The organism is Xanthomonas sp. NCPPB 2632 (assembly GCF_041228075.2).
In the GTDB taxonomy this organism is placed as follows: Bacteria; Pseudomonadota; Gammaproteobacteria; order Xanthomonadales; family Rhodanobacteraceae; genus Luteibacter.
Genome location: NZ_CM192979.1, coordinates 4629395 through 4652978, shown reverse-complemented (window position 1 = coordinate 4652978; position 23584 = coordinate 4629395). Strand labels below are relative to the sequence as shown.

The following is a 23584-nucleotide window of genomic DNA, read 5'->3' as shown; positions in this document are numbered from 1 at the left end:
CGCGTCACGCCTGCGCGATGAACGAGCCGTTGGGATACTGGCTTGCCATGAAGTCCACGAAAGCCCTTACCTTGGGGCTTTCCAGTCGCCGCGACGTGTGCAGTACCCAAAGCTCGACATCGTCACCGGCAATGCCCCATGTCACTAGCTGTCCGCTGTCCAGCATGCCGCCGACGATCGATCGGGGCAGCAACGCCGCACCTGCGCCAGCCGCGACGGCATCGCGCACCATCAACAGCGAAGACAGGCGCAGCACGGGTTGCGGCACGATGGCGCGTCCGTCGCGTGTCTTCCATATATCGCCGTCGCGATGGCTGGACATCACGACGGCGCGCACCGGCAAGGTATTGCCATCGCTGTCACTGGGTCTCGCGATCGACGGCGGGGCCACCAGCAGCAACCGGTCGTGCGCGAAGCAACGACCGACGAGGTCGGAGTCCTTGCGTGGGTTGATCCGGATGGCGACGTCGAAGCGTTCCTCGACAAGATCGACGATGCGATCTTCGGCAACGGCCTCGATCTGCACGTCGGGGTAAAGAGCGATGAAGTCCGCCGCCAACCTCGCCAGCGCCACTTGCGCGAACAACTGCGGTGCGGCCACGCGCAGCAGGCCCCGGGGTGTGTCCATCCCGTCCCGCGCCGCCGCCAGGGCCTCGGCCACCTCGTGCATCGGGCCTTCCGTGCGGCTAAGCAGGCCACGTCCCGCCGCGGTCAGGGCCAGGCTCTGGCCGCCTCGCTCGATGAGCCGCACCCCCAGGGCTTCCTCCAGGTCCGCCACGCGTCGCGACAGCGTGGCTTTCGATCGACCGCTGGCCCGGCTGGCCTTGCCGAAGCCGCCGTGCCGCGCCACCAGCTGAAAATCCTCGAGCGCGCTCAGGTCCATGGTGTCTCAATAATGATACGGATGGTCTCGATCTTAGCGTCTGTGTTTCTTATTCACTACCACCTATTGTTCTTTCCACCCAACCACCCACGGCCGTCCCGGCCATTCAAGGAGTCATGTCATGACCATTCTCGTTACCGGTGCCACCGGCCAGGTCGGCCGCGAAGTCGTCAACCAGCTCGTCCGTCGCGGTGCCGACGTGCGTGCCTTCGTCCGCGATCCGTCGAAGGCGGAGCTTCCCGCTGGCGTGGACGTCGCCAAGGGCGATCTGCTCGATGTCGATGCCCTGCGCGCAGCGTTCCAGGGGGTGTCGACGCTGTTCCTGCTCAACGCCGTCACCCCCGACGAATACACCCAGGCCATCGTGACGCTCAACGTCGCCCGCGAAGCCGGCATCGAGCGCATCGTGTATCTCTCGGTCATCCACAGCGACCGCTACGTCAACGTGCCGCACTTCGCCGGCAAGTTCGGTGTCGAGCGCATGCTCGAAACGATGGGCATGCACGCCACCATCCTGCGTCCGGCGTACTTCATCGGTAACGACCTGAGCATCAAGGATGTAATCACTGGCTACGGCGTGTATCCCATGCCGGTCGGTAGCAAGGGCCTGGCCATGATCGATACGCGCGACCTCGCCGAGGTTGCCGCACTCGAACTGCTGCGTCGCGATAACGCCGCGCAACCGTTGCCGCTGGAGCACATCAACGTGGTGGGGCCGGACACCCTCACCGGCGCCGCCATCGCGCAGATCTGGACCGACGTGCTGGGCCGCCCCATCGCTTATCCGGGCGAGGACTTCGCGGGTTTCGAGGGCAACCTTCGCCAGTTCATGCCGTCGTGGATGGCGTACGACATGCGCATGATGACCGAGCGTTTCGTCACCGAGGGCATGCAGCCGGAGCAGGGTGACGTGGCACGCCTGACGGCCATGCTCGGCCGGCCGCTGCGCTCGTATCGCGAGTTTGCCGCCGATGTGGCGGGCCATTCGGCGACGTGATACTTCGTCCGAACGCATTCGTGGCGGCTCACGTTTCCGTGAGCCGCCACGATGGGCTTTCACTGCCCGAGGTACTTCCGGGCGTGTGCTCAGCCGGCGAGGTGCTTCATCAGTACCGTGGCCGCTTCCGACGAGGACGCGGGGTTCTGCCCGGTGATCAGCAGGCCGTCGGTCACGACGTACGAGCCCCAGTCCGGACCCTTCGTATAAACGCCGCCCTTGGCCTTGAGCTCGTCCTCGACGAGGAAGGGCACCACCTTCGTGAGGCCGACGCCGTCTTCCTCGGTGTTGGTGAAACCGGTGACCTGCTTGCCTTCGACCAGCGGCTTGCCGTCGGAGGCCTTTACGTGGCGCAGCACGCCCGGCGCATGACAGACCAGGGCGACCGGCTTGCCCGCCTCGATGAACGACTCGATCAGCGCGATGGAGTGCGCATCTTCCGCCAGATCCCACAGCGGACCGTGGCCACCCGGATAGAACACGGTGTCGAAGTCGGCCTGCGATACGGTGTCGAGGCGAACGGTGTGGGCGAGCTGGTCCTGCGCCGTGGCATCGCCCTCGAAGCGGCGGGTCGCATCGGTCTGGGAAGACGGCTCGTTGCTCTTCGGATCGAGCGGCGGCTGGCCACCCTTGGGCGAGGCCAGGACGATTTCGGCACCGGCATCCTTGAAGGTGTAATAGGGTGCGGCGAGCTCTTCGAGCCAGAAGCCCGTCTTTTTGCCCGTGGTACCGAGCTGGTCGTGCGATGTGAGAACGATGAGGACTTTCATGGTGACTCCTTGGATTGCCGTAAGTAGACCAGTCGTCTAATTACCGGCCATTAGAAAACACATGGCGTGTAGGAAGCGTGCGGTGCAAAGACCTCGCCCGCTCAGGTGGAAAAGTGCAGGATCCGGCGCGTGGTGATCATGGCCTTGTGGAACGGCTCGACGTTGCGAACGATCTTGACCATGACGCTGGCACCTAGCCATAGCTGGTAAAGGCTTTGCGCAACGTCCAGCGGTGGGTCGTCCACAGACAGCGACCCATCGGCCACGCCCGCCTCGATCGCCTGGGACAGATACGTCACGATGCCCGCCGTGCCGCGCTTCATCGACGCACGCATCGCCTCGGACAGGTCCGCCACTTCGGCGCCGAGCTTCACCGCCAGGCACTTGCCCTGGCAATCCTCGAACGACTGGTTGTGCTCCCAGGCCTGGAAATAGTGCTCCAGCCGCTGCGCCGCCGTACCACCGGCCTGCCGGAGCAGGCGATCCATGTCGGCGAGGTAATCCCGGAAGTAGGCCTCGAGCATGGCCTCGCCGAAGGCTTCCTTAGACGCGAAGTAGTGGTAGAACGAGCCCTTCGGAACGCCAGCGGAGGCGAGCACCTCGTTGAGGCCGACCGCCGAGAAGCCCTTGCCGCCCATGATGCGCTGGCCGGTGGCGAGGATCTTCTCGCGGACGTCGGAGGATTCGGGGATGGCGGTGGCGGGGCTCATGGGTAGAGACGATACATGGAATTAGACCAGTCGTCTACTACGCATCCTGGCGCGAATGATCGACGCGCTCGTGGCGTACCGTCCTCACTTGTCTGGCCTGACGAGCACCAGCTTTCCAAGCATGCTGCCGGCTTCGAGCTGCCGGTGCGCCTCGATAAGACGTGCAGCATCGATACCGTCGATGCGCTGCGTCAGCGTATGCGTGATGTCGCCCCGGTCGACCAGCTCCGCCACCCGCCGCAGCAACGCGTGCTGGCGCGCCATGGTGGCCGTGCCGAACATGGCACGGGTAAACATGAGCTCCCAGTGGATCGCGATCGACTTGCCCTTGAAGGGGCTGATATCGAGGCCGACTGGATCGTCGATCAACGCGAACTGCCCTTCCGGGAGCAGGACGTCGGCGATCTGCGGCACATAGGTCGCACTGTGGTTGAGGCCGACGACGTAGGCGACGCCATCGATGCCCAGCTTCTGCAACTGCGGTTTCCATGGCTGGTGGTGGTCGATCGTGTGATGGGCCCCGTGACTCATCACCCAGTCGCGCGTTTCCGGGCGGGACGCCGTGCCGACGATCGTCACGCCGGTAAGCCGACGGGCAAGCTGGGTCAGGATCGAGCCGACACCTCCGGCTGCGCCCACCACCAGCAGGACGCGGTGCTCCGTGGGGTCCGCTTCGTGCACGCGCAGCCGGTCAAACAGGAGTTCCCAGGCGGTGATCGCCGTCAAGGGCAGCGACGCGGCCTCGGCAAAGTCCAGCGAGGCAGGCATGGGACCGACGATGCGCTCGTCCACGGCCTGGCGCTCCGCATTACTGCCCGGGCGCGTGATATCGCCGGCATACCAAACGCGGTCGCCGGCCTTGAAGCGTGTCACGCCCGGGCCGACTTCCCTGACCATACCGGCGGCGTCCCAGCCCAGGATGCGCGGCTGCCCGGCCGGCACATCGCCATGGGCACGGACCTTGGTATCCACCGGGTTGACCGACACGGCCCGCACGTCGACCAGCAGGTCGTGCTCGCGCAGCTCGGGCTCGGGCACGTCGATGTCCTGCAACGCCTGGGGCTGGTCGATGGGAAGGTTCTTGAAGAAGCCGACGGCTTTCATGGGGGGTATTTCTCCGTGACGGGTGCGGAAGCGATGACGCTATTCTTGCCTGGGCTGGGGTTGCGTACGTGTATACGCCCCGTTGCTCGAGCAGGACGAGCTTGTCTTGCCGCGGAGGCAGGCGAGTTGGCCGCGCCTTGTTTGACGACCTAACGCAGCGCAAAATTTGCACATGTCGCCGTCGGCCATCCATCTTCGCAGCTACCAGGCATCCACTGGCCTCGATAAACACGATGAGATTCAGTGGGTCTTCTCGTTCCGTCGGGAGCTGGGCCTGCCGCCTGGCGCGTGGCGAAGGCTGCGGCAGTAGGCTGGGTCAAGACCGCTGGGTCGAGTCTGGCTACGCTGCTCGCCTGTCACGGACACAGGCCAGTCATGAACCGATCCATCCCCTGGGGCATCGCCAACGGCGCCGCCGCCGGAGCCCTCTGGGGCATCATTTTCCTCGTGCCAGCGGTGCTCCACGGCTTCAATCCCTTGCAGCTCGCGCTTGGGCGCTACCTTGCCTATGGCGCCCTTTCCCTTGCCGTGCTCCTGCCGCGGATCAGGCACCTGTCGCGGCGGCTCGTCGCTCACGACTGGCTCAGCCTCTTGTGGCTGAGCCTCACCGGCAACCTGGTGTACTACGCCCTGGTGGCGTTCGCCGTGCAGAGCGCGGGCGGCGCAGCGACGTCGCTGGTGGTCGGCCTCGTCCCGGTCGTCATCGCGCTGGCCGCATCGTCCGCACCTGGCGCGGTTCCCTTGCGACGGCTAGCCGTCGCGCTGTCGTTGAGCGTGACAGGCGTCTGCCTGATCGCCTGGCAGGCGCTGTCCAGCGAGACCATGAGCACGCCATGGGCCGCGCGATGGCTGGGCCTGTTCTGCGCTGCTTGCGCGCTGGTGTCCTGGTCTGCCTACTCCATCGGCAACAGCCGGGCACTGGCCCGCCTTCCTGACGTAACGGGCCACGACTGGTCGCTGCTTACCGGACTCATGACCGGATTTATCGCGCTCCTGTGCTCTCCGTTGGCATGGGTGTGGCAGGGAACCGCGCATACCGGCGGTGACTGGTCGGTGTTCTGGCTTACGTCCACCGGCGTCGCAGTCCTTGCCTCCATCCTCGGCAGCGCCTGCTGGAACCGCGCCAGTCGCATCTTGCCGCTGTCGTTATCGGGGCAGATGATCGTCTTCGAGACGCTATTTGCGCTGGTGTATACGTTTGCCTGGCAGCGCCGGTGGCCTACGGGAATGGAATACGTGGCGATGGTGTGTTTGCTGGCGGGGGTGGTGTTGTGTGCTCGGGCGCACCGCCGACGCACACCATGCCGTCATCTCTGACGGTCGCATGCTTACCCGGTTTTTGAATATCCATCCGGGGTGACGTCATGTGCATACGAGCCTTGCCGGCTAGTCGCCCTCGACCGCCGTGACCAGGAGTGACAGGAGTATGTGCCGTCGGCCTATTACACCAGTCGAGGCGATGCGATAGCCGTCTCGCCGGGCGTCATGTCATGTTGCTTCGATTGCTCGGCGACAAGCTGGGTGTTTGTCTCCTGAAGCTTGCCATTACTGACTTCGACGGTTTGCTGCACTGCCGTTGCAACATCCACACTGGATCGCCTGCTCCAAGGCGCGCTGATGTCTTGCGTGTCTACGGCAAAAGCACGCGACCGGTCGTCATTCATGACGATGTGATGGATGGTATCGAGCCCATCTGCCTTACTTTGAGCTGTCACGGCGGCGGCCAGTCGTTCACTATGCTCGTCGGGCGTCCGTCCCATGCCTCGATCAATCTGAGTCACGTGCTGATAGGCCTGGACATACATCGCATGGTCTCGATGGGTTGGGTCGCGCATATCTGAACCAGCGTGCCTATTTGCGGCATCGTGGTGCTCAGGGGTAGAGCCGCTATCAAACGATCCTTTAGATGGTTTGTTGCCCGCTTCGATGGGCACCGTGGGCCCATCCCCCTGCGGAGGTTTGATCTTTTGTCCATCGTCGTTGCACCACTGCTTGCCATCGAAGCGGTTGCCGCTTCGGTGTGAAGCCAGGCCAACGTCCTTGTATAGGTCTTCACCAAAGTCCGGTGCACGTACTTTCTCGCCATTCTTGTCTGTCGGCAGGTCAGGCTTGATGTCGACGGTCTTCAGTAGATTACTGGTCACGCCGTTACTATTGTTGTTGAGCGGCGAGTACTCCAGCTTCGCATTGTTGATTTGCTGTGCGGCTTCGAGCGCCGCATGCAGTTTTTCATCCAGTTCGGCATCCGACCCGTTCCATACCGTCAGCCGCTCATGATGCTCGTTGGGGCCGGGCCAGTCGGGCGAGACATGCTCCTGCGTAATCGGCTGTCCGTTCGCGTCGCGCACCAAGGAAGGATCATTGATGTCTGCACGATCCGCATGAAGCGGTGTGAGCGAGCCATTCTTTTCGCGCCGATAGACGGCCTCATAAGGAGGCTCATAGGGACTTGAGTCCACACGGATGTTGCCGAACTTGTTTGATCCAAGGACGGTGCTTTCGGCGAAGTTTGCCAAATCATTTCCTTCGGACCGGCCGTCGGGGCCGCCTCGGACGACCGTGCGGGAGCCATCGGCGCGTTCGAACAGAAGGTATGTATGACGCCGATCACCCGCAACCTCGCTGGCTCCAACTATTATTTTCGCTTGTCCATCCGCCACTTCAGCCTCCGATATCCTCGGGCAAACGCGCGACCTGTGCTTCGCTCAGCTTTGTGCCGTCGCTTGAATTGAGTGTGATAAACCAACTCACTGGCGCGCCGGGCGCCGTCAATCGCTGCGCTGGCGCAGGCGGCGGCTGCAGCTTGAACCGGCAGAGTATCGAGGCGCGTGTCTCTGATCCGGCTGGCTTCGCTGGCTGACACGAAAAGCCGTGTCGCTCTAATGCGTCGACTGCGTCAGCAAGCGCGATGCCATTCGGAATCCATCGCTCAACCTGAGCCTTCGCCTCGCGCGCTGATTGCCGCGGCTGAAAGGTGTCGTTTGGATCGTTTCCGCTCATGGCGTTACATCCTTGGATGGCGAAGGAGAGAGGAAAGATACAAATCAATAGCGTTCGGGTCGATCTTGTCACGACGCCATACTCCCTGGCGATGTGGGTATCGCCGTCTGGATGATGACATTACGTGATCTTGGCCAGGTTCTGAACGACCGCTTGGCGGGTTGGCGCTACGCTCAGGAAAATGTAAAAATCAAGGGTTGAACGCCTCCTTCATGCCACCGGTCCCCGAAATAAATTGAAGACCCCCCAAGGCCTGCAGCCGTTGATCGATGACGGCATCATTGACGACGTGCTCCGGCCACTCAAGAGCGGCAAGGAAGCGGCGGTTTATGTTGTCCGTAGCGGCAACGATGTCCGCTGCGCCAAGGTCTACAAGGACATGGCGCACCGAAGCTTTCAGCAGCGCGTGCAGTACCAGGAAGGCCGCAAGGTGAGCAGCAGCCGCGAGGCGCGCGCCATCGGCAAGGGCAGCAAGTACGGGCGCAAGCAGCAGGAAGTCGCCTGGAAGAACGCCGAGGTCGATGCGCTTTACCAACTGCGCGACGCCGGTGTTCGGGTGCCCGAGCCGTTCGGCTATTTCCACGGCGTGCTGGTGATGGAGCTGGTAACGGACGCCGATGGCCTCTCCGCACCCCGCCTGGGCGAGGTCGATCTCAGCGCTGATGAGGCTCGGGAATACCACCGGATCCTCGTACGGCAGGTGGTGCTGATGTTGTGTGCCGGCCTGATCCACGGCGATCTTTCCCCGTATAACGTCCTTGTCGGTCCGGATGGCCCTGTCGTGATCGATTTTCCGCAGGTCGTCAGTGCTACGGGAAACAATGCGGCGCGCAACATGCTGCTGCGTGACGTCAATAATCTCACCGCTTATCTTGGGCGCTCGGCACCCGAGTTGCTGGAGACGTGGTATGGCGAGGAGATGTGGTCCTTGCTGCAGGCCGGCGATCTCCGCGCCGATACGGAACTGACCGGTCATTTCGAGCCGGATGAATCCGAAGTCGATCTGGACAGCATCCGGCAGTCCATCAATGACGCGCGAGAAGAAATGCTTATCCGGCAGCAGGGACGTGAGGCGGCGGAAGAAGACTAGGGGTCAAGGACGCCATTGCATCCACCCAACCCCTTCCCTAAATTGGTGCAATGCAAGCACCAACCCAAGCCGACCTCCTGACGCTCCTGGGCACCGGCCTAGCCGTCGTCTCCACGGACGGCCGCGTCACCTGGATCAACCCAGCCCTCGGCGAACTCCTCGACGTCGGCCCGCGCACCGCCCCCGGTCATGACCTCACCGCCCTGATGCGCAACCCGGCCCTGGCGGCGCAGCTTGACCGCGTCGCCCTCGAACGCCGCGCCTACAACCTCCGCGCCGTCACCTTCGGCGTCGCCCGCGGCCGTGAACTCACTGCCGACCTGATCCTCCAGCCCCTGGACGACGGCAGCATCCTCGTCGAGGTCCATCCGCTGGCGCCCGAACTCGCGGCGGCCAGCGCCGGCACCCCGCTCTCCGCCACCCTGCGCGGCTTTGCCCACGAGGTGAAGAACCCCCTGGCCGGCCTGCGCGGTGCCGCCCAACTGCTGGAACGCCGCGTCGTCGACAAGGACCTGCGCCAGCTCGCCGCCATGGTTATCGCCGAGGCCGACCGCCTTGCTGCCCTGGCCGACGGTCTGCTTCGCCACGGCGGTGCGCCGCGGTTGGGTCCGGTCAACCTCCACGAATTGCTGGAGCGCCTGGAAAGCCTGGTGGTCGCCGAGGCCGCCGCGCCGCGCGTCCGCCACGACTTCGATCCCAGCCTGCCGGATACCCTGGGCGATGCCGACCGCCTGTTGCAGGTGTTGCTCAACCTCACCCGTAACGCCAGCGAAGCGGGGGCGTCCACGCTCACCCTGCGCACCCGGGTAGAACACGGCGCGCGCGTCGGCGAGCGCACGGTTCGCGCTGCCCTGCGCGTGGACGTGATCGACGACGGCCCGGGCGTGCCCGACGAACTGCGCGACACCTTGTTCCAGCCGCTGGTGTCCGGTCGCCCTGACGGCACCGGGCTGGGGCTGGCGCTGTCGCGGGAGATCGCGCTCGAGCACGGCGGCGACCTTCGCTACACCAGTCGTCACGGCGAGACCGTCTTTTCCCTCTACCTCCCGATGGAGCGTCCGCATGACTGAGATATGGATCGCCGACGACGATCGCGGGGTGCGTTTCGTGCTGGCCGAGGCCCTGCGCGATGCCGGTCACAGCGTGCGCGAATTCAGCGCGGGCGACGCGGTGCGCGCGGCGTTGCACGAAAGCCGCCCGGCCTTGCTCGTCACCGACGTACGCATGCCCGGTGAGAATGGATTAAGACTGCTCGAAGACCTCACCCGGCGCAACATCGGCCCGGTGATCGTCATGAGCGCGTTCACCGATGTCGCCACCACGGCGGCGGCGTATCGTGCCGGTGCCGCCGACTACCTGGCCAAGCCGTTCGACCTTGACCGGGCCGTGGAGGCGGTGGGCCGCGCGCTGGCGGCCGCGCACGAAGAAGTGATCGCACCCGCGCCGCGGGAGGACGAACACGCCCTGCTCGGCGAGAGCGCCGCCATGCGGGAAGTGTTCCGCCTCATCGGCCGTGTCGCGGCCAGCGACCTCAACGTGCTGATCACCGGTGAGACCGGCACGGGCAAGGAACTGGTGGCGCGCGCGCTGCACGAGGAAAGTGCCCGGCACGGCAAGCCCTATGTCGCGCTCAATACCGCGGCCATTCCGTCGGAACTGCTGGAAAGCGAGCTGTTCGGCCACGAGGCCGGCGCGTTCACCGGCGCCACGCGGCGGCACGCCGGCCGCTTCGAGCAAGCCGAAGGCGGCACGCTGTTCCTCGATGAAATCGGCGACATGCCGATCGGACTGCAAACCCGCCTGCTGCGCGTGCTGGCCGGTGGCGAGTTCTACCGCGTGGGTGGGCGCGAGGCGATCCGCAGCAACGTGCGCATCGTCGCCGCCACGCACCAGGACCTGGAGGCGCGGGTGGAGCAGGGCCTGTTCCGCGCGGACCTCAAGCATCGTCTGGACGTGGTGCGCATCCAGCTGCCGTCGCTGCGCCAGCGCAGTGGCGACATCCCCTTGCTGGCCCGGCACTTCCTCGCCCGGGCGGCCGCCGAACTGGGCGTGCCGCCCAAGCGGTTCTCGCGCGGCGCGATGAAGGCGGTGGAGCAGCGCGATTACCCGGGCAACGTGCGAGAACTTGAAAACCTCTGCCGCCGGCTTGCCGTGGTTGCGCCGGGCCTGGAGATACTGGCCAGCGACCTGGGCAGCCTGCCGGCGCGGGAGACACGCGGCGTGGAATGGACGGATGCCCTGCGCATCTGGACGCAGGATGCGCTGGCGCAGGGCGAGCCGGATATCCATGCGCGTGCCCGCGAGGCGCTGGACAAGACCTTGTTGCAGGCGGCCCTGCTGGCTAACGACGGCCATCGGCAGCACGCCGCGGCGGCGCTGGGCGTCGGCCGCAACACCCTCACACGCAAACTCGGTGCGTCGCGCAAGCGGCGGCCGTCCAACGGACAACCCACATGAGCCTCGACATTCGTCGCGCCGGTCCCGCCGACGCGGATAACCTCGCCCGCTGGAACATCGCCATGGCCTGGGAGACCGAACAAAAACGGCTCGATCCCGCTACGGTGGCGCGCGGCGTGCGCGCCGTCCTCGACGAGCCTCGCCGTGGTTTCTATCTCGTGGCCGAACGCGGTCGCGTGCCGGTGGGCTGCCTGATGGTCACCTACGAATGGAGCGACTGGCGCTGCGGCGATTTCTGGTGGGTGCAGAGCGTCTACGTGGAAGCCGATTCGCGTGGCACCGGCGTGTTCGGTGCCCTCTACCGGCAGGTGAAGGCGATGGCCGAGGGCGCGGGCGCGGTGGGGCTGCGCCTGTACGTGGAGCATGAGAACGAACGCGCGCAGCGCACCTACAGCGGCCTGGGGATGCAGCGCTGCCATTACCACATGTACGAAACGCCGCTGGGCGACTGATCAGTCCACCAGCAGGCGCATTTCGCCCGTATCCACGGCGGCGATGCGGGCCTCGAACTGGCGCGCCGACATGGCCTTGCCGAACAGGAAGCCCTGCATCTGCGGGCAGCCCGCATCGCGCAGGAAGCGCGCCTGCTCGCCGGTTTCCACGCCCTCGGCGAGCACCCGCTTGTTCATGCCACGGCCCATCGCGATGATCGCGCTGACGATGGCCGCACTGTCGTTGTCCCAGGCCACGTCGCGGATGAAGGCGCGATCGATCTTCAACGTATCGACGGGGAAGTGCTTGAGGTACGACAGGCTGCAATAGCCCGTACCGAAATCGTCCAGGCTCAGCGACACACCCAGCGACTTCACGCGATGCAACAGCCGGGCGATGTGATCGCCGCCTTCCATCACCGTGCGCTCGGTGAGCTCCAGCTCCAGCAGGGTGGGATGGATGCCGCTGTCGGTGATGATGCCGCTGAGCGATTCGAAGAACCGCGTGTGCTGGAACTGCAAGGCGGAGACGTTGACCGATACCGAGAGCGGCCGATAGCGCCGCGTCCATAATTCCGCCTGGCGGCAGGCTTCGCGCAGCGCCCATTCGCCGATCGGAACGATCAGTCCGCAGTCTTCCGCCACCGGGATGAACTGCTCGGGCGTATAGACGTCCACGCCATCCACCTGCCAGCGCAGCAGCGCCTCGGCACCGACGATGGCACCCAGGTCCACATCCACCTTGGGCTGGTAATGCAGGCACAGCTCGCCGCGCGCCAGCGCCTTGCGCAGCTCCACCTCGATCCGTACACGGGCGGCATTGCGCTCGTTCATGCTGGGATTGAAGAAGCGGTAGCCGTTGCGGCCCTGCATCTTCGCCTCGTACATGGCGGCGTCGGCGTGGCGCAACAGCGACTCCGCATCTGCGGCGTCGTCGGGGTACACGCTGATGCCGATACTGAAACTGATGGCCAGCGCGGCGGCATCGATGCTGACCGCCCGGCTACAGGCGGCCAGGACCTTCTCAGCCACGATGCTGGCGTCTGCGGGGCCGTCGATCACCGGCAACAACACCACGAACTCGTCGCCGCCCAGCCGGCTCACCGTGTCGTCGGCGCGCACGGCCGCGCGGATACGTCGCGCCACCTCCTGCAGCAGCGCGTCGCCGGCGGCGTGGCCCAGGCTGTCGTTGATCTGCTTGAAGTGGTCGATGTCGACGAAGAGGAGGGCGGCGCGCTGGTTGCGTCGTGTGGCCACCGTGGTGGCGAACTCCATGCGCGATTGCAGCAGGGCGCGGTTGGGCAGGCCGGTCAGGGTGTCGTGGTGGGCCAGATGCGCCATCTTCAGCGCCAGCGCGCGCGTCTCGCTCACGTCGTGGAACACCACCACCCCGCCGACGACGTTGCCGGCATGGTCGTGGATGGGCGCGGCCGAATCCTCGATGGGGCTTTCGAAGCCGTTACGGTGGATGAGGATGGCGCCGGTGGTGAGGCCGACGATGGTGTGCCTCTCCACCGCGGCCCGCAGCGGATTGGCCAGCGGCACCCCGGACAGGGGCTCGCGCAGATGGAACACCTCGTCCATCGGCCGGCCCACCGCTTCCTGGCTGGACCATCCGGTCATGGCTTCGGCGATGGGATTGAGCGAGGTGACGACCAGGTTCGTATCGGTGGTGATCACGGCGTCGCCGATGGATTTCAGCGTCACCTGGGCCAGCTCGCGCTCGCGGAACAGCGCGTCCTCGAAGGCCTTGCGCTCGGTGATGTCCTGCACCTGCGAAATGAAGTAAAGCGGCTCGCCGTGCTCGTCGCGTACCAGCGAAGCGCTGAGCAGGCCGTGCACCGTGTGCCCGTCGCGATGCACGTAGCGTTTTTCCAGCAGGTACGACGGACGATCGCCGGTCATCAAGGTGTCGACCAGCGCCAGGTCGCCGGCCAGGTCGTCCGGGTGGGTCACGTCCTGGAAGGCGGTGCTGAGCAGTTCGTTCTCGGTATAGCCGAGCATGCCGCACAGCGCCTCGTTCACCTGCAGCCAGCGGCCGTCCGGCCAGACCAGCGCCATGCCGATGGAGGCGTGGCGGAATGCGAGCGAAAAGCGGCGTTCGCTTTCGCGCAGCCGTCCTTCGAGCAGCCGTCGGCTGGAAATGTCGGCGAGCACGATGGACACACCGATCGGCTGTCCGGCGTCGTCGTGGTCGGGGGTAAAGGTGGCCTGGGCGTACCGCCCCGAGCCGTCGGCCATGCCCTGGTCGAAAAACGGGCGGGAGTCCAGTGCGTCGCGGATGCCGTCGGCGATCAGTACGCCGATCGGTGCGGGCAAGGCATCTTCCGCACGGCAGCCGACAAGGGATTCCCCGTCCCGTCCCATCCAGGCGAGAAACGCCGGGCTGGCATAGCGAAAGCACGCGTCGGCATCCACATAGGCCAGCATCGCCGATGAGCGATCCAGGAGGTAGGCGGGCCAGTCGGTGGGATGATCGTTGTTCACGTCGTCCCACTCTAGTCCGTCCGTCTACGGTTAACTATGCGAAGACGTCCTAATCGTGGGGCCGTACCGGCAGGGTCAGTGCAGCGCGGGTGCCGGGGCCGTCAGCGTGCCTTCGCCATCCAGCATCACCCGGCCCAGGGTCTGCACTTCGCTGGCGGCACCGTAACGCTCGGCCAGCGTTTCCAGTAGCGGCACGAGGGCGTCGGGTGCCAGCGGGTAACCGTGGGCCAGGATGCGCGCCTTGCCCGGCACCGGTTGCGCCACGGTGATCGCGGCCATGCCCAGGCCGGGTGCCTCGTGGGCATAGAGACGCGGTGCCTCGGCCGCGGGGTCGGCCTCGGCCAGCGCCTCGACCAGGTAACCGGCAGGACCGGGCGGCATACCGTCCATGTCCAGGGGCACGTGATGGGCCGCGAGCAGCGCCGCGTACTGGCGCAGCTCGAACAGGGTGCCGGCAAACTCGTGCGCGGCGTTGCCGCCCTTGCTCGCGTCCCGGGCAAACCAGTCGGCGAGGCCGGGAATACCGACGCGCCCCTCGGCGTAGCGCAGGGGCAGGCCCCGTGAGCCCAGCGCGGTCTCTTCCTTGTACGGCGTGAGCAGCGCGGCTTCCAGCATCGTCCACAGGGGCGCGAGGTTGACGTGCTCGTACTGCACGCAGGTGAGCGCCAGCAGGTCGTCGCGGCTGAGGTAGCGCGCGTGTTCCAGCCGCATGCCCAGCGTGCGCATCAGGAAGTCGGCCGTGGCCGCGCCGGCCTCGCCCTTGGCGGCCAGTTCGCGCTCCATCGCCTGCGACAGGTCTTCCGCCTGATCGGCCGGCGCCAACAGCATCCACGGCACCAGCCGCATCGGGCCGCCGGCGTAATGCGGGTCGGGCACCAACGGCTGGGCGGGCATGTGCCCCTCGTGCGAGCCGAAGGCCACCACGCCACCGGCGGTGACCACGCGCGGCACGCGGCGGGCCAGTTCCTCCAGCGTGGCGAACACCGGGAACCCCGGGCGGAGCAGTTCCACCCCATCGAACAGCGCGCCGGCCAGCGCGAAACGTGACGCTTCGACGCCGGGCAGCAGGGTGCGCAGGTCGTCGGCCACCAGGCCGGCCAGGGCCTGCGCCTCGTCGCGGGTCAGCTCGAGCCGGTCGGGCATCTCGCCGTCGGCCAGCTCCAGGGCGAGGACGGCGGGGCAGGCGATCAGCGACTCGTTCACGGCGGGGATTTCCGAACGGCAAAGGAATGCGATTCTACCATCGGGGTCTATCGGGGTTTCCCCGGGACGGGATGCGGGTTAGCCTTGCCGATACGCGTTCGTCGGCGATCGTCGGCGTCCGCGATCCCTTCGCCTTCGATCCGGTCCTTTATAAAGCATGGAAAAGACGCAAAAGCGTGTGGGTGTGGTCGGCGGCGTCCGCATTCCTTTCTGTCGCAACAACACCGCCTATGCCGATGTCGGCAATTTTGGAATGTCGGTGAAGGTGCTGGGCGCCCTGGTCGAGAAATTCGGCCTGCATGGCGTGGAACTGGGCGAAGTGGCCATGGGCGCGGTCATCCGTCACTCGTCGGACTGGAACCTGGCGCGTGAAGCGCTGCTTTCGTCCGGCCTGGCGCCGACCACCCCGGGCATCACCTCGGCGCGCGCCTGTGGCACCTCGCTGGACAACGCCATCGCGATCGCCAACAAGATCGCCACGGGCCAGATCGAGGCCGGCATCGCCGGGGGCTCGGACACCACGAGCGACGTTCCCATCGTCTACGGGCAGAAGCTGCGCAAGCGGCTGCTGGCGCTCAACCGTGCCCGATCGTTGAAGGAAAAACTGCAGGTCGCCACTCGCGGCTTTTCGCTCAAGGAACTCAAGCCCTCGTTCCCCGGGGTGGCCGAGCCGCGTACCGGCAAGTCCATGGGCGACCACTGCGAGCAGATGGCGAAAACCTGGAAGATCGGCCGCGTGGAGCAGGACGAACTGGCCCTGGCCAGTCACCGCAACCTGGCGGCCGCCTATGACTCCGGCCTGCTGGATGACCTCGTGGTGCCGTTCCGTGGCCTCAAGCGCGACGGCTTCCTGCGTGCGGATTCCACCCTGGAAAAACTCGGCTCGCTCAAGCCCGCGTTCGACAAGACCTCGGGGCAGGGCACGCTGACGGCCGGCAATGCCACGGGTTTGTCCGATGGCGCCGCCGCGGTGCTGCTGGCCAGCGACGAGTGGGCCGCGGCCCGCGGCCTGTCCATCCAGGCCTATTTCACGCATGCGGAAGTGTCGGCGGTGGATTTCGTCCATGGCGAGGGCCTGCTGATGGCCCCGACCGTGGCGGTGCCACGCATGCTCAAGCGGGCGGGCCTGACCTTGCAGGATTTCGACTTCTACGAGATCCACGAGGCCTTCGCTGCGCAGGTGCTGTGCACATTGCGTGCATGGGAGAACGAGGACTATTGCCGTACCCGGCTGGGCCTCGACGGTCCGCTGGGTTCGATCGATCCGGCCAAGCTCAACGTCAACGGCTCCAGTCTCGCGTCCGGTCACCCGTTCGCGGCCACGGGGGCACGCATCGTCGCCACCCTGGCGAAGATGCTGGAAAAGAAGGGTTCGGGCCGCGGCCTGATCTCCATCTGCACCGCAGGCGGCATGGGCGTCACGGCGATCCTCGAACGTCCCTGATCCTGTCCGTTCCCGAGACCGCATGCTCGCACTTCGTACCAGTACCTCCCTCAGTGCCCTCGGGCTCGTCATCGGCATTGCCGGCACCAGCTGGCTCACCGCCCTGACCTACGAACGGGCGCCGGCCACGCGGCCGTTCGCCGAGGTGGTGATGCCCGGCACGGGCCGCAGCACGCCGCGACCGACGGCCCGACCCTCCCGTACCGATGCGGCCGACGCTGCCGATGCCGTCACGGAAAACCGGTCGATGCGGGAGCGGAGCCGCGTGGCTCGCGATGGCACCCCGGTGGCCCGGCCGTCCGCCCCGCGCGTCGCGACGGCGCCCCGGCAGGCACCGGACGACCTGGTGCCTGTCTATACCCCGTCGCCGCGCTATCCGATGTCGGCCTTGCGTGCGCACCGCGAGGGCCAGGTGGTCCTCAGCGTCACGGTGACGCCGGAGGGTGGCGTGGCGGATGTGGCCGTGGGTCGTTCCAGTGGCGACACCGACCTGGATCGCGCCGCCGAGGAGGCCGTGCGCAACTGGCGCTTCGCCAGCGCGGAAGATCGCGCGCCCCGCTACACCGCCGACCTGCCGGTGCGCTTCGAGCTCACCCGCCCCGACTGATCCTCAGCGGCTGCCCGTCACAGGATGCCCGCGGCCGACGACCCGAAGGCCGTGATCATGCGCGTGTAGATCAGCTTTAGTGACACGTCCACCTCGGGAAAGTCGCCCACCGCCTCGTAGCAGTCGAAGAAGCGGGGGTCTTTCCAGCGCATGGGGATGCAGCCTGGCTTGAGCTGGTAGCTGGTGGCGTAGCGGAACGGCCACAGGTCGAAGAACGGCAGCCGCTCGGACACGTCGCCGATGAATTCGTTGACCGACGACAGCACGGGAATGGTTTTCTGTCGCGGCCCGATCGACCACGCGTTCTCCGGGCGGATGTCCTGCATGATCGAATTGCGCAAGCGGTCGGAAAAACGCTTGTCGTAGATGATCACGCCTGATTCGGTGTTGTAGTGGTCCGATCGCGGGTCGAAGTTGTGCGTGCCGACCATGGCGAAGGTGTCGTCCACCACGATCGACTTGGCATGCAGGCCGAAGCGCACGCCCTCGGTCAGCAGCGGTGCCGGGCGGGATCGCGGCCCCTGATGCGGTCGGCGGCCGCCGAAGGCCATGAAGCTGGCGGATTCCGAGGGCGCCGCCGCGGGCAAGGCACGGCGGCCGCCGCGGCGTCCCGACTTGCTGGCGCCGCTGCCGCTCCCGCTAGCGGTCAGCAGCGGTGGCGAGGGTTCCTCGCCGGTCTGCCATTCCCGTGCGTCGGGGTCGCCATTGGCCGGGTGCGGCTTCATCTCGTAGATCTCGAAGCCGTAGTCGATCAGATAACGCTTGCGATGCTTGTATGACATGGCATACACCGCGAACGCATCGGTGGAGGCCAGCGAATTGGTCGAGACCACCACGCGCGGCGGTGACGGCTTGCGTTGCAGCGTGCTGAAGATCTTCTTCGCCGGCTTGCTCATCACCAGGTACGGCGTCTGCAGGAGCACCTCGCTATGCGCGTTACGCACCAGGCCCATGATGTGGCGGGTGAGCGCACGCGCCTCGCGCCGCTTCGGCTCGTCGGTCTTGCCAGGCAGGTCGGACAGGTATTCGACGCGGTTCATGCGCAACGTGTCGCGCTGGATACGGTCGGCGATCCACTCGGGGTCCTCCGCATCCGCGACGATGTCGACCACGCGCTCGGGATGCTCGTAGGTGGGCGTGACCCAATGGCGTGGATCGTCGGTGTCGCGCACCAGTTCCTTGTTGACGTCGCGCAGGTGCGTGAGCTGCACGGCGCGCTTGTGGTTCCAGAACTGGGCGAAGCTGGCGCCCATGGCCCGGGCGGCCGGGCCGCCGATCATGACGTCGCGGTCCACGTAGTCGAACGTGCCGTCCCAGTCGAAATAGCGATCCTCGTAGTTGCGGCCGCCGGTGATGCCGATGACGTCGTCCACCACGATCAGCTTGTTGTGCATGCGCTGGTTGAACTTGAAGAAGCAGCACACGATGCCCGCCGCGAAGGCCATCGGTGTGGTGTGCGCGCTGTGGAAGGTGGGGTTGTAGAGGCGGATCTCCAGGTGGTCGCTGGCGCGCGCCAGCCCGGCCAGCAGGCCGGCATCGCGGAAGGAGAACAGCTGGTCGGCCAGGATGCGCACGCGGACGCCACGGCGGGCCGCCCGCACCAGTTCGTCGAGGACCAGCTTGCCCGCGTCGTCCTGTTCCCAGATATACGTCTGCACGTCGATCGTCCGCGTCGCCGCGCGGATCAGGTTGATGCGCGCCGCCATGGCCGTCTCGCCGTCTTCCAGCAGGGTGGCCACGTGCACCGGCCGCGTGTCGGTGGACGCCGCGTCCGCTTCCCGGGCCGCGTCCACCAGGGTGGACGGCGCGGCGCAGTGGTCCGCCTGGGTGCAACTGCTCTGCCGGTCCACGGTCAGCGCGACCACGGCGTCGGCCTTCCGGATGCGCTGAGCGGACAGCGAACAGCCCGAAATCGCCAGGACGGCGACAAGAAGAAGGAGGAGGTGGTGGCGTCGCATGGCGGGGATCATAGGTGACCCGTCACAACGCGACGTGAGTGTCTGTCAGGGCGGGCTGAGGACGATCGCCATGCCGAGGTTCACCCGGTCGGACAGCGCACCCCGGCGCCCGCGCATCTCGAAGTCGGTGCGGTCGATCATGCCTTGCAGCTGGAGCACGCAGCCGGCCAGCGCATCCGGCGGGCAGCGGTTGGCCTGGAGGTGGAAGGTTACGGGACGGGTGATGCCGCGCATGGTCAGCTGGCCCTTCACGTCGCCGCCCTGGCTGATGAGGTCCAGCGGCAGCGGCTCGGATACGAACTGGATCTGTGGGTAATGCACCGCGTCGAAGAATTCGGGGGCCAGCACCCAGCGCCGCAGGCGGGCCGATTCCATGGTGATGCTTTCGGTGGCCAGGTCGGCGCGCACGATGGCCGTGCGCGCCTCATGGTCGATGGCCAGCTCACCCCGGATGTTTTCGAAGCTGCCGGAGACCGTGCTTACCCAGAGCAGGCGAACGCTGAACTCGGCCCGCGAACGGGTCGGGTCGATCCGCAGGTCGGCGGCCGACACCGGCATCGTCGACAGCAGCAAGGCGATAGCCCAGAGCAGGTGGCGCATTCATGGGACTCAGTTGGGAGGGGACCAGAAGGTCTCGAGTTTGGCCTTGCCCGGTTCCAGTCCATCACTGAATACCAGTCGGGCCATGCCACCCGGCGGCATGCCGCGATAATCCTCTGACCTGCCTTCGACAAGAAAGGCGACCAGTTGTTCAATGCCGGGGTTGTGCCCGACCAGGACTACGCGCTCCACGTCGGCTTGCTGGTCCAGCAGGTCGTAGAGGTCGCCCGGTGTCGCGTCGTAGATGTCTGCCTCGTAGGAGGGCTCGACCTGGCCGAGCGCCAGGGCGGCGGTTTCCTTGGTGCGCTCCGCCGGGGAGCAGAGGATGCGGTCGTATTTCACGCCGTGGCTGGCCAGCCATTCGCCTGCGGCGCGCGCTTCGTTGCGGCCGTGCTCGGTCAGTTTTCGCTCGCGATCGTCCTTGCCGTCGGTGCCGGGCTCCGCCTCGGCATGGCGCAACAGGATGAGTTCGTGCATGGGTACCGTCCTCCGCTAGGCCACGTGTGTGGCAGGTCATGACGCGTCCCAGCCGGCTCAGGTGCTCCGCTTGATCCAGCGAAGCAGTTTTCCCCAGTCGTCCTGGTGTCCGCGTACGTTTTCCGAGTGGTAATCGAAGATGCCCTTACCGAGCGCCGTGAGCAAGACGTACGCCTGCGAGTCGCGAAGTTCCGCCACGACGGGAAACGGCGCGCGTTCGCCCAGTTCGGCGATGGCGGCCTGGCTGGCGTTGGTCCACGGCTTGAGGCGATTGCCCACGAGGCCCACCGGCAGCTTGCCGCGCTTCACCCGCGGGATCGCGCGGAGCACGGCCAGGAAGTCCAGGGTGGCATCGAGGTCGAAATGCGACGGCAGCACCGGCACCAGGATGACGTCGGCCTTGTCCAGGTAGGGTTCGAGGTCCTTCTCGGTGACCCCGGCGGGGGTGTCGACGATCACCCGCTGGATGGTCTCGGGCAGGCGATCGAAGGCCTTGCGGCTGCCTTCCAGGGCGGTGACGGCCGGTACGTTTTCCGGCCGCCGGGCGGTCCAGCGCAGGCTGGACTGCTGTCGATCCGCATCGATGATGGCGGTCTGCTTGCCGGACTGGGCCCAATGGGTGGCGAGCTGGGTGACCAGTGTGGTCTTGCCGCAACCCCCCTTGCTGCTTGCCACGAGCGTCGTAAGCATTTGCGCGCACCTGCTTTGGGCTGGCCCCTAGCCTACACACCCGTGGGCCACAGGCAAGGGCGATCAGAACAGTTTATTGCGGACCTTGGGCATGACCACGAGGATCAGCGTGGCGATCGGTCCGAGGAACAGCGACAGCAGCCACCAGGCCAGGCCACCGCGGTTCTTGCCTTGGGCCAGGCCGGCGTTGATAAGGGAAAGCGTGCCCCAGCCGACAAAGAAGCCAGCGCGTTCGCTGGCGAAGAGTGCGAATTGGTCCATCGTAAACTCCTGTTCTATCGCAGGATTGTGCAGCGGTCATGCTGACATGAGATCGGCGGTCCCCCCGCATCGGAGGCCGATGGTAGCAATGTCCGTCGTCGACCGGGCCGAAACGGCGCAGGCTGCGTTCATGGTCGAACCGTATTCTTGTCGTTTTATTTCATGGAGATGGCTGATGCGCGGATGTCGCGTGCTGACCCTGGCCCTTGCGGGCCTGCTCTCGCTGCCGGCTTTCGCGGCAACGCCGTGGGCGGGTGCCCAGGGCCCCGCGCAAGGTCCCGTCAAGGGGCCCGCGGTGCAGAAAGACCAGACCAAGGCCTTGCTGCAGTTCCAGAAAGACCTGGCCAGCGTGCTGGCACTGCGTACCGAAGCCGAGCCCCTGCTGGGCGCGGCACTGCTGGCGCGTCCGCTGACCAACCCGCCCGCCGTGCTCAGCTATCACGCCCTGCTGGAGCGCGCGTCGCGTAACGCGGACGCCGGCCCGGCCGTCACCTGGGCCCTGCTGGCCGACTGCGATGCGAAGGCCGGCGCCTGCCCGAACACGGAAGCCCTGGCCACCCTGCAGAAGCAGGCGCCGGACAACGCCGCCGTGTGGTTGCTCAAGCTCGGCGTGGACGAGCACAACGGCGCGAGCAAGGACGTGCGCAGCGATCTCACCCGCGCCGCCAATGCCAAGCTCTACGACGACTACCTCGGTTCCAGCCTCAAGGCGCTGGCCAACTCGGTCAGCCAGCTGCCGCCTCCCGCGGATACGTTCAACCCGTTGCAGGGCGCCGGTGCGGCCGGCGTGCAGATGGTCATCGTCTACGGGCTGGCCAGCTCGCAGCCGTTACCCGGTTTCCAGGTCACGGCCAAGTATTGCGAAGACAACAAGGCCGACGCCGGTGTCGTGGGCGACTGCCTGAAACTGGCCAAGGTGCTGGAATGGGGTAGCAGCCCGCTGGGCCGCTCGCTCGGCCTGCACCTGCGCGAGACCCTGTCGACGGATACCGCCGACCAGCAGTCCGCGAAAACCGCGCGTATGAACCTGATCTGGCAGATGCAGCGCTTCGCCCAGCTCAACATCCAGGCCCAGGGTGACAAGGCCACGGCACAGAAGCTGCTCTCGCTGGCCCGCAGCGGCGGCACGGAAATGAGCGTGGTGCTGGCCGCGCTGCGCACGTACGGCATGCCGGCGGAAGCACCGGCCGGCTGGGAGCCGGCCAAGGTCGAGCACTGACGACACCCTCCAAAACGCTGTAGGAGCGCACGATGTGCGCGACATGTGTTGAGGCCAAACCCCGGAGCTGGCGCGCCAGCCCCAAGGTTTCGCGAAAACATGTCGCGCACATCGTGCGCTCCTACATCGACATCCAGTCCGCTAATCGTACGGCGACGCTCAGTCGCCCAGCTGCTCGCGCATGAACTCGGGCTGGGCCAGGGCGCCCTTGTGGATGTCGGCGTTGTAGTACTTCGTGGGGAAGCCCTTGCTGATAGCGCCGCGCTCGCGGAAACCGGACAGGTCGCCGTCCTTGCGCGCCATGGTGCAGCTCCACCAGCCGGTGGGGTAGCACGGCTGCGGGAAGGGCAGGGTGCGCACGGCCTTGAAGCCCGACGTACGCATGGCCGAACGCATGGCCTTGATCAGCTCGATGTGCGCCAGCGGCGACTCCGACTGCTGCACGAGGATGCCGCCATGACGCAGCGCCTTGTAGCAGCTGGTGTAGAAGGCGGCGTTGAACAGGCCCTCGGCCGGGCCGACCGGATCGGTGGAGTCGACGATGATCAGGTCGATGGATTCCGGATCCGCCTCGGCCATGTACTTGATGCCGTCGATGAAGAGCAGCTCGGCGCGCGGGTCGCCGTTGGACTCGCACAGTTCGGGGAAATACTCCTCGGCGAGGCGGGTGACGCGCTCGTCGATCTCCACCTGCGTGGCCTTCTCCACTTCCTCGTGCTTGAGCACCTCGCGCAGCGTGCCGCAGTCGCCGCCGCCGATGATCACCACGCGCTTGGCCCGCGCATGCGTGAACAGCGCCGGGTGGGTCATCATCTCGTGGTACAGGAAGTTGTCGCGGCTGGTCAGCATGACGCAGCCATCGATCACCATCAGGTTGCCCCAGTCGGTCGTCTGGTAGATCTCGATGGTCTGGAATTCGGTCTTTTCGGCGTGCAGCAGGCGCTCGACGCGGAAACCGATGGAAGAGCCCGATGCCTGATGGGCTTCGGTGAACCAGGTGAGCTGCTGTTGCGACATGACTCGAATCCTGAAAGGAGGTAGGGGGCCAAACCAGGGATTGTACCGGCTCCCGGCCCGAAATCGGCCAAGTCGCCGCCCTGCCGGGCCGGTAGGCGCGATACACGGATGTCATCCGGCGCCGTTACACTAGGAGGTCTGTCCCGCCCTATCCGGCGGGGCGGGCCCAGTCTGGTCGG

The 23584-nt window shown here is 66.1% G+C and carries 23 protein-coding genes; 9 read left to right on the top strand and 14 right to left on the bottom strand.

Features of this window, described 5'->3' with window-relative positions; all coding sequences use genetic code 11:
• Positions 1–4: 4 nt before the first annotated feature.
• Positions 5–883, bottom strand: a complete 879-nt coding sequence (locus AB8808_RS20065; protein WP_369925374.1) for a LysR family transcriptional regulator — start codon at positions 881–883, stop codon at positions 5–7.
• Positions 884–1004: 121 nt separating this feature from the next.
• Here AB8808_RS20065 and AB8808_RS20060 point away from each other — a divergent pair, with 121 nt between their 5' ends.
• Positions 1005–1880, top strand: a complete 876-nt coding sequence (locus AB8808_RS20060) for an SDR family oxidoreductase (protein WP_369925372.1) — start codon at positions 1005–1007, stop codon at positions 1878–1880.
• A gap of 89 nt (positions 1881–1969) precedes the next feature.
• On the opposite strand, the gene AB8808_RS20055 is transcribed toward AB8808_RS20060, so the two are convergent.
• The 3 genes from AB8808_RS20055 to AB8808_RS20045 form a co-directional block, all read right to left on the bottom strand.
• A complete protein-coding gene (locus AB8808_RS20055; protein WP_369925369.1) occupies positions 1970–2650 on the bottom strand; it encodes a type 1 glutamine amidotransferase domain-containing protein in 681 nt (226 codons plus the stop codon).
• 101 nt (positions 2651–2751) lie between these two features.
• Complete coding sequence (locus AB8808_RS20050) at positions 2752–3360, bottom strand: TetR/AcrR family transcriptional regulator (RefSeq protein ID WP_369925367.1); 609 nt, start codon at positions 3358–3360, stop codon at positions 2752–2754.
• Between the two features lie 84 nt (positions 3361–3444).
• On the bottom strand, positions 3445–4464 hold the full coding sequence (locus AB8808_RS20045) for a zinc-binding alcohol dehydrogenase family protein (protein ID WP_369925365.1): 1020 nt from the start codon (positions 4462–4464) through the stop codon (positions 3445–3447).
• A 375-nt stretch (positions 4465–4839) separates the two neighbouring features.
• On the opposite strand from AB8808_RS20045, the gene AB8808_RS20040 reads away from it, so the two are divergent.
• Entirely contained in the window at positions 4840–5781 is a 942-nt protein-coding gene (locus tag AB8808_RS20040; protein ID WP_369925363.1) for a DMT family transporter, read from the top strand.
• Positions 5782–5906: 125 nt separating this feature from the next.
• Here AB8808_RS20040 and AB8808_RS20035 read toward each other — a convergent pair whose 3' ends face one another.
• Positions 5907–6980, bottom strand: a complete 1074-nt coding sequence (locus AB8808_RS20035; protein ID WP_285403260.1) for an XVIPCD domain-containing protein — start codon at positions 6978–6980, stop codon at positions 5907–5909.
• Positions 6981–7125: 145 nt separating this feature from the next.
• The gene (locus AB8808_RS20030) at positions 7126–7464 is read right to left on the bottom strand and encodes a hypothetical protein (RefSeq protein ID WP_369925361.1); all 339 of its coding nucleotides are present in this window, start codon (positions 7462–7464) and stop codon (positions 7126–7128) included.
• A gap of 235 nt (positions 7465–7699) precedes the next feature.
• Between AB8808_RS20030 and AB8808_RS20025 the strand changes: the two genes are divergently transcribed.
• The 4 genes from AB8808_RS20025 to AB8808_RS20010 are packed head-to-tail and all read left to right on the top strand — an operon-like array spanning position 7700 to position 11463.
• Positions 7700–8554 carry a PA4780 family RIO1-like protein kinase gene (locus AB8808_RS20025; protein WP_369925359.1) on the top strand — a complete coding sequence of 285 codons (855 nt, stop codon included), beginning with the start codon at positions 7700–7702 and terminating at the stop codon, positions 8552–8554.
• A gap of 50 nt (positions 8555–8604) precedes the next feature.
• Positions 8605–9624 carry a two-component system sensor histidine kinase NtrB gene (locus AB8808_RS20020; RefSeq protein WP_369925357.1) on the top strand — a complete coding sequence of 340 codons (1020 nt, stop codon included), beginning with the start codon at positions 8605–8607 and terminating at the stop codon, positions 9622–9624.
• Positions 9617–11011 (top strand): nitrogen regulation protein NR(I), encoded by a 1395-nt coding sequence (ntrC, locus tag AB8808_RS20015; RefSeq protein WP_369925356.1) that lies wholly within the window; start codon positions 9617–9619, stop codon positions 11009–11011. Before AB8808_RS20020 ends, ntrC begins: the two co-directional genes overlap by 8 nt.
• Positions 11008–11463, top strand: coding sequence for a GNAT family N-acetyltransferase (locus AB8808_RS20010; protein ID WP_369925354.1), 456 nt, complete (start codon positions 11008–11010; stop codon positions 11461–11463). Before ntrC ends, AB8808_RS20010 begins: the two co-directional genes overlap by 4 nt.
• Here the strand turns inward: AB8808_RS20010 and AB8808_RS20005 are convergent, their stop codons facing one another.
• Positions 11464–13929, bottom strand: coding sequence for a sensor domain-containing protein (locus AB8808_RS20005; protein ID WP_369925352.1), 2466 nt, complete (start codon positions 13927–13929; stop codon positions 11464–11466). It abuts the gene before it with no gap.
• A gap of 75 nt (positions 13930–14004) precedes the next feature.
• Positions 14005–15132: a hypothetical protein gene (locus AB8808_RS20000; protein WP_369925350.1), complete on the bottom strand. Its 1128-nt coding sequence runs from the start codon at positions 15130–15132 to the stop codon at positions 14005–14007.
• A gap of 157 nt (positions 15133–15289) precedes the next feature.
• Here AB8808_RS20000 and AB8808_RS19995 point away from each other — a divergent pair, with 157 nt between their 5' ends.
• Both AB8808_RS19995 and AB8808_RS19990 read left to right on the top strand, forming a co-directional pair.
• The gene (locus tag AB8808_RS19995) at positions 15290–16576 is read left to right on the top strand and encodes an acetyl-CoA C-acetyltransferase (RefSeq protein ID WP_369925348.1); all 1287 of its coding nucleotides are present in this window, start codon (positions 15290–15292) and stop codon (positions 16574–16576) included.
• Positions 16577–16598: 22 nt separating this feature from the next.
• A complete protein-coding gene (locus AB8808_RS19990; RefSeq protein ID WP_369925346.1) occupies positions 16599–17183 on the top strand; it encodes an energy transducer TonB in 585 nt (194 codons plus the stop codon).
• A gap of 17 nt (positions 17184–17200) precedes the next feature.
• On the opposite strand, the gene AB8808_RS19985 is transcribed toward AB8808_RS19990, so the two are convergent.
• The 5 genes from AB8808_RS19985 to AB8808_RS19965 all read right to left on the bottom strand — a co-directional run bounded on the left by AB8808_RS19985 (position 17201) and on the right by AB8808_RS19965 (position 21169).
• Positions 17201–19141, bottom strand: a complete 1941-nt coding sequence (locus AB8808_RS19985; RefSeq protein ID WP_369925344.1) for a phospholipase D family protein — start codon at positions 19139–19141, stop codon at positions 17201–17203.
• 45 nt (positions 19142–19186) lie between these two features.
• A complete protein-coding gene (locus AB8808_RS19980) occupies positions 19187–19741 on the bottom strand; it encodes a YceI family protein (RefSeq protein ID WP_369925343.1) in 555 nt (184 codons plus the stop codon).
• A 9-nt stretch (positions 19742–19750) separates the two neighbouring features.
• Positions 19751–20218, bottom strand: a complete 468-nt coding sequence (locus AB8808_RS19975) for a SixA phosphatase family protein (RefSeq protein WP_285403236.1) — start codon at positions 20216–20218, stop codon at positions 19751–19753.
• A 57-nt stretch (positions 20219–20275) separates the two neighbouring features.
• Entirely contained in the window at positions 20276–20908 is a 633-nt protein-coding gene (locus AB8808_RS19970; RefSeq protein WP_369925341.1) for a nucleotide-binding protein, read from the bottom strand.
• A gap of 63 nt (positions 20909–20971) precedes the next feature.
• Complete coding sequence (locus tag AB8808_RS19965) at positions 20972–21169, bottom strand: hypothetical protein (RefSeq protein ID WP_036139016.1); 198 nt, start codon at positions 21167–21169, stop codon at positions 20972–20974.
• 175 nt (positions 21170–21344) lie between these two features.
• On the opposite strand from AB8808_RS19965, the gene AB8808_RS19960 reads away from it, so the two are divergent.
• Positions 21345–22388 carry a hypothetical protein gene (locus tag AB8808_RS19960; protein ID WP_369925339.1) on the top strand — a complete coding sequence of 348 codons (1044 nt, stop codon included), beginning with the start codon at positions 21345–21347 and terminating at the stop codon, positions 22386–22388.
• 159 nt (positions 22389–22547) lie between these two features.
• On the opposite strand, the gene speE is transcribed toward AB8808_RS19960, so the two are convergent.
• On the bottom strand, positions 22548–23405 hold the full coding sequence (gene speE, locus AB8808_RS19955; RefSeq protein ID WP_036139019.1) for a polyamine aminopropyltransferase: 858 nt from the start codon (positions 23403–23405) through the stop codon (positions 22548–22550).
• Between the last annotated feature and the right edge of the window lie 179 nt (positions 23406–23584).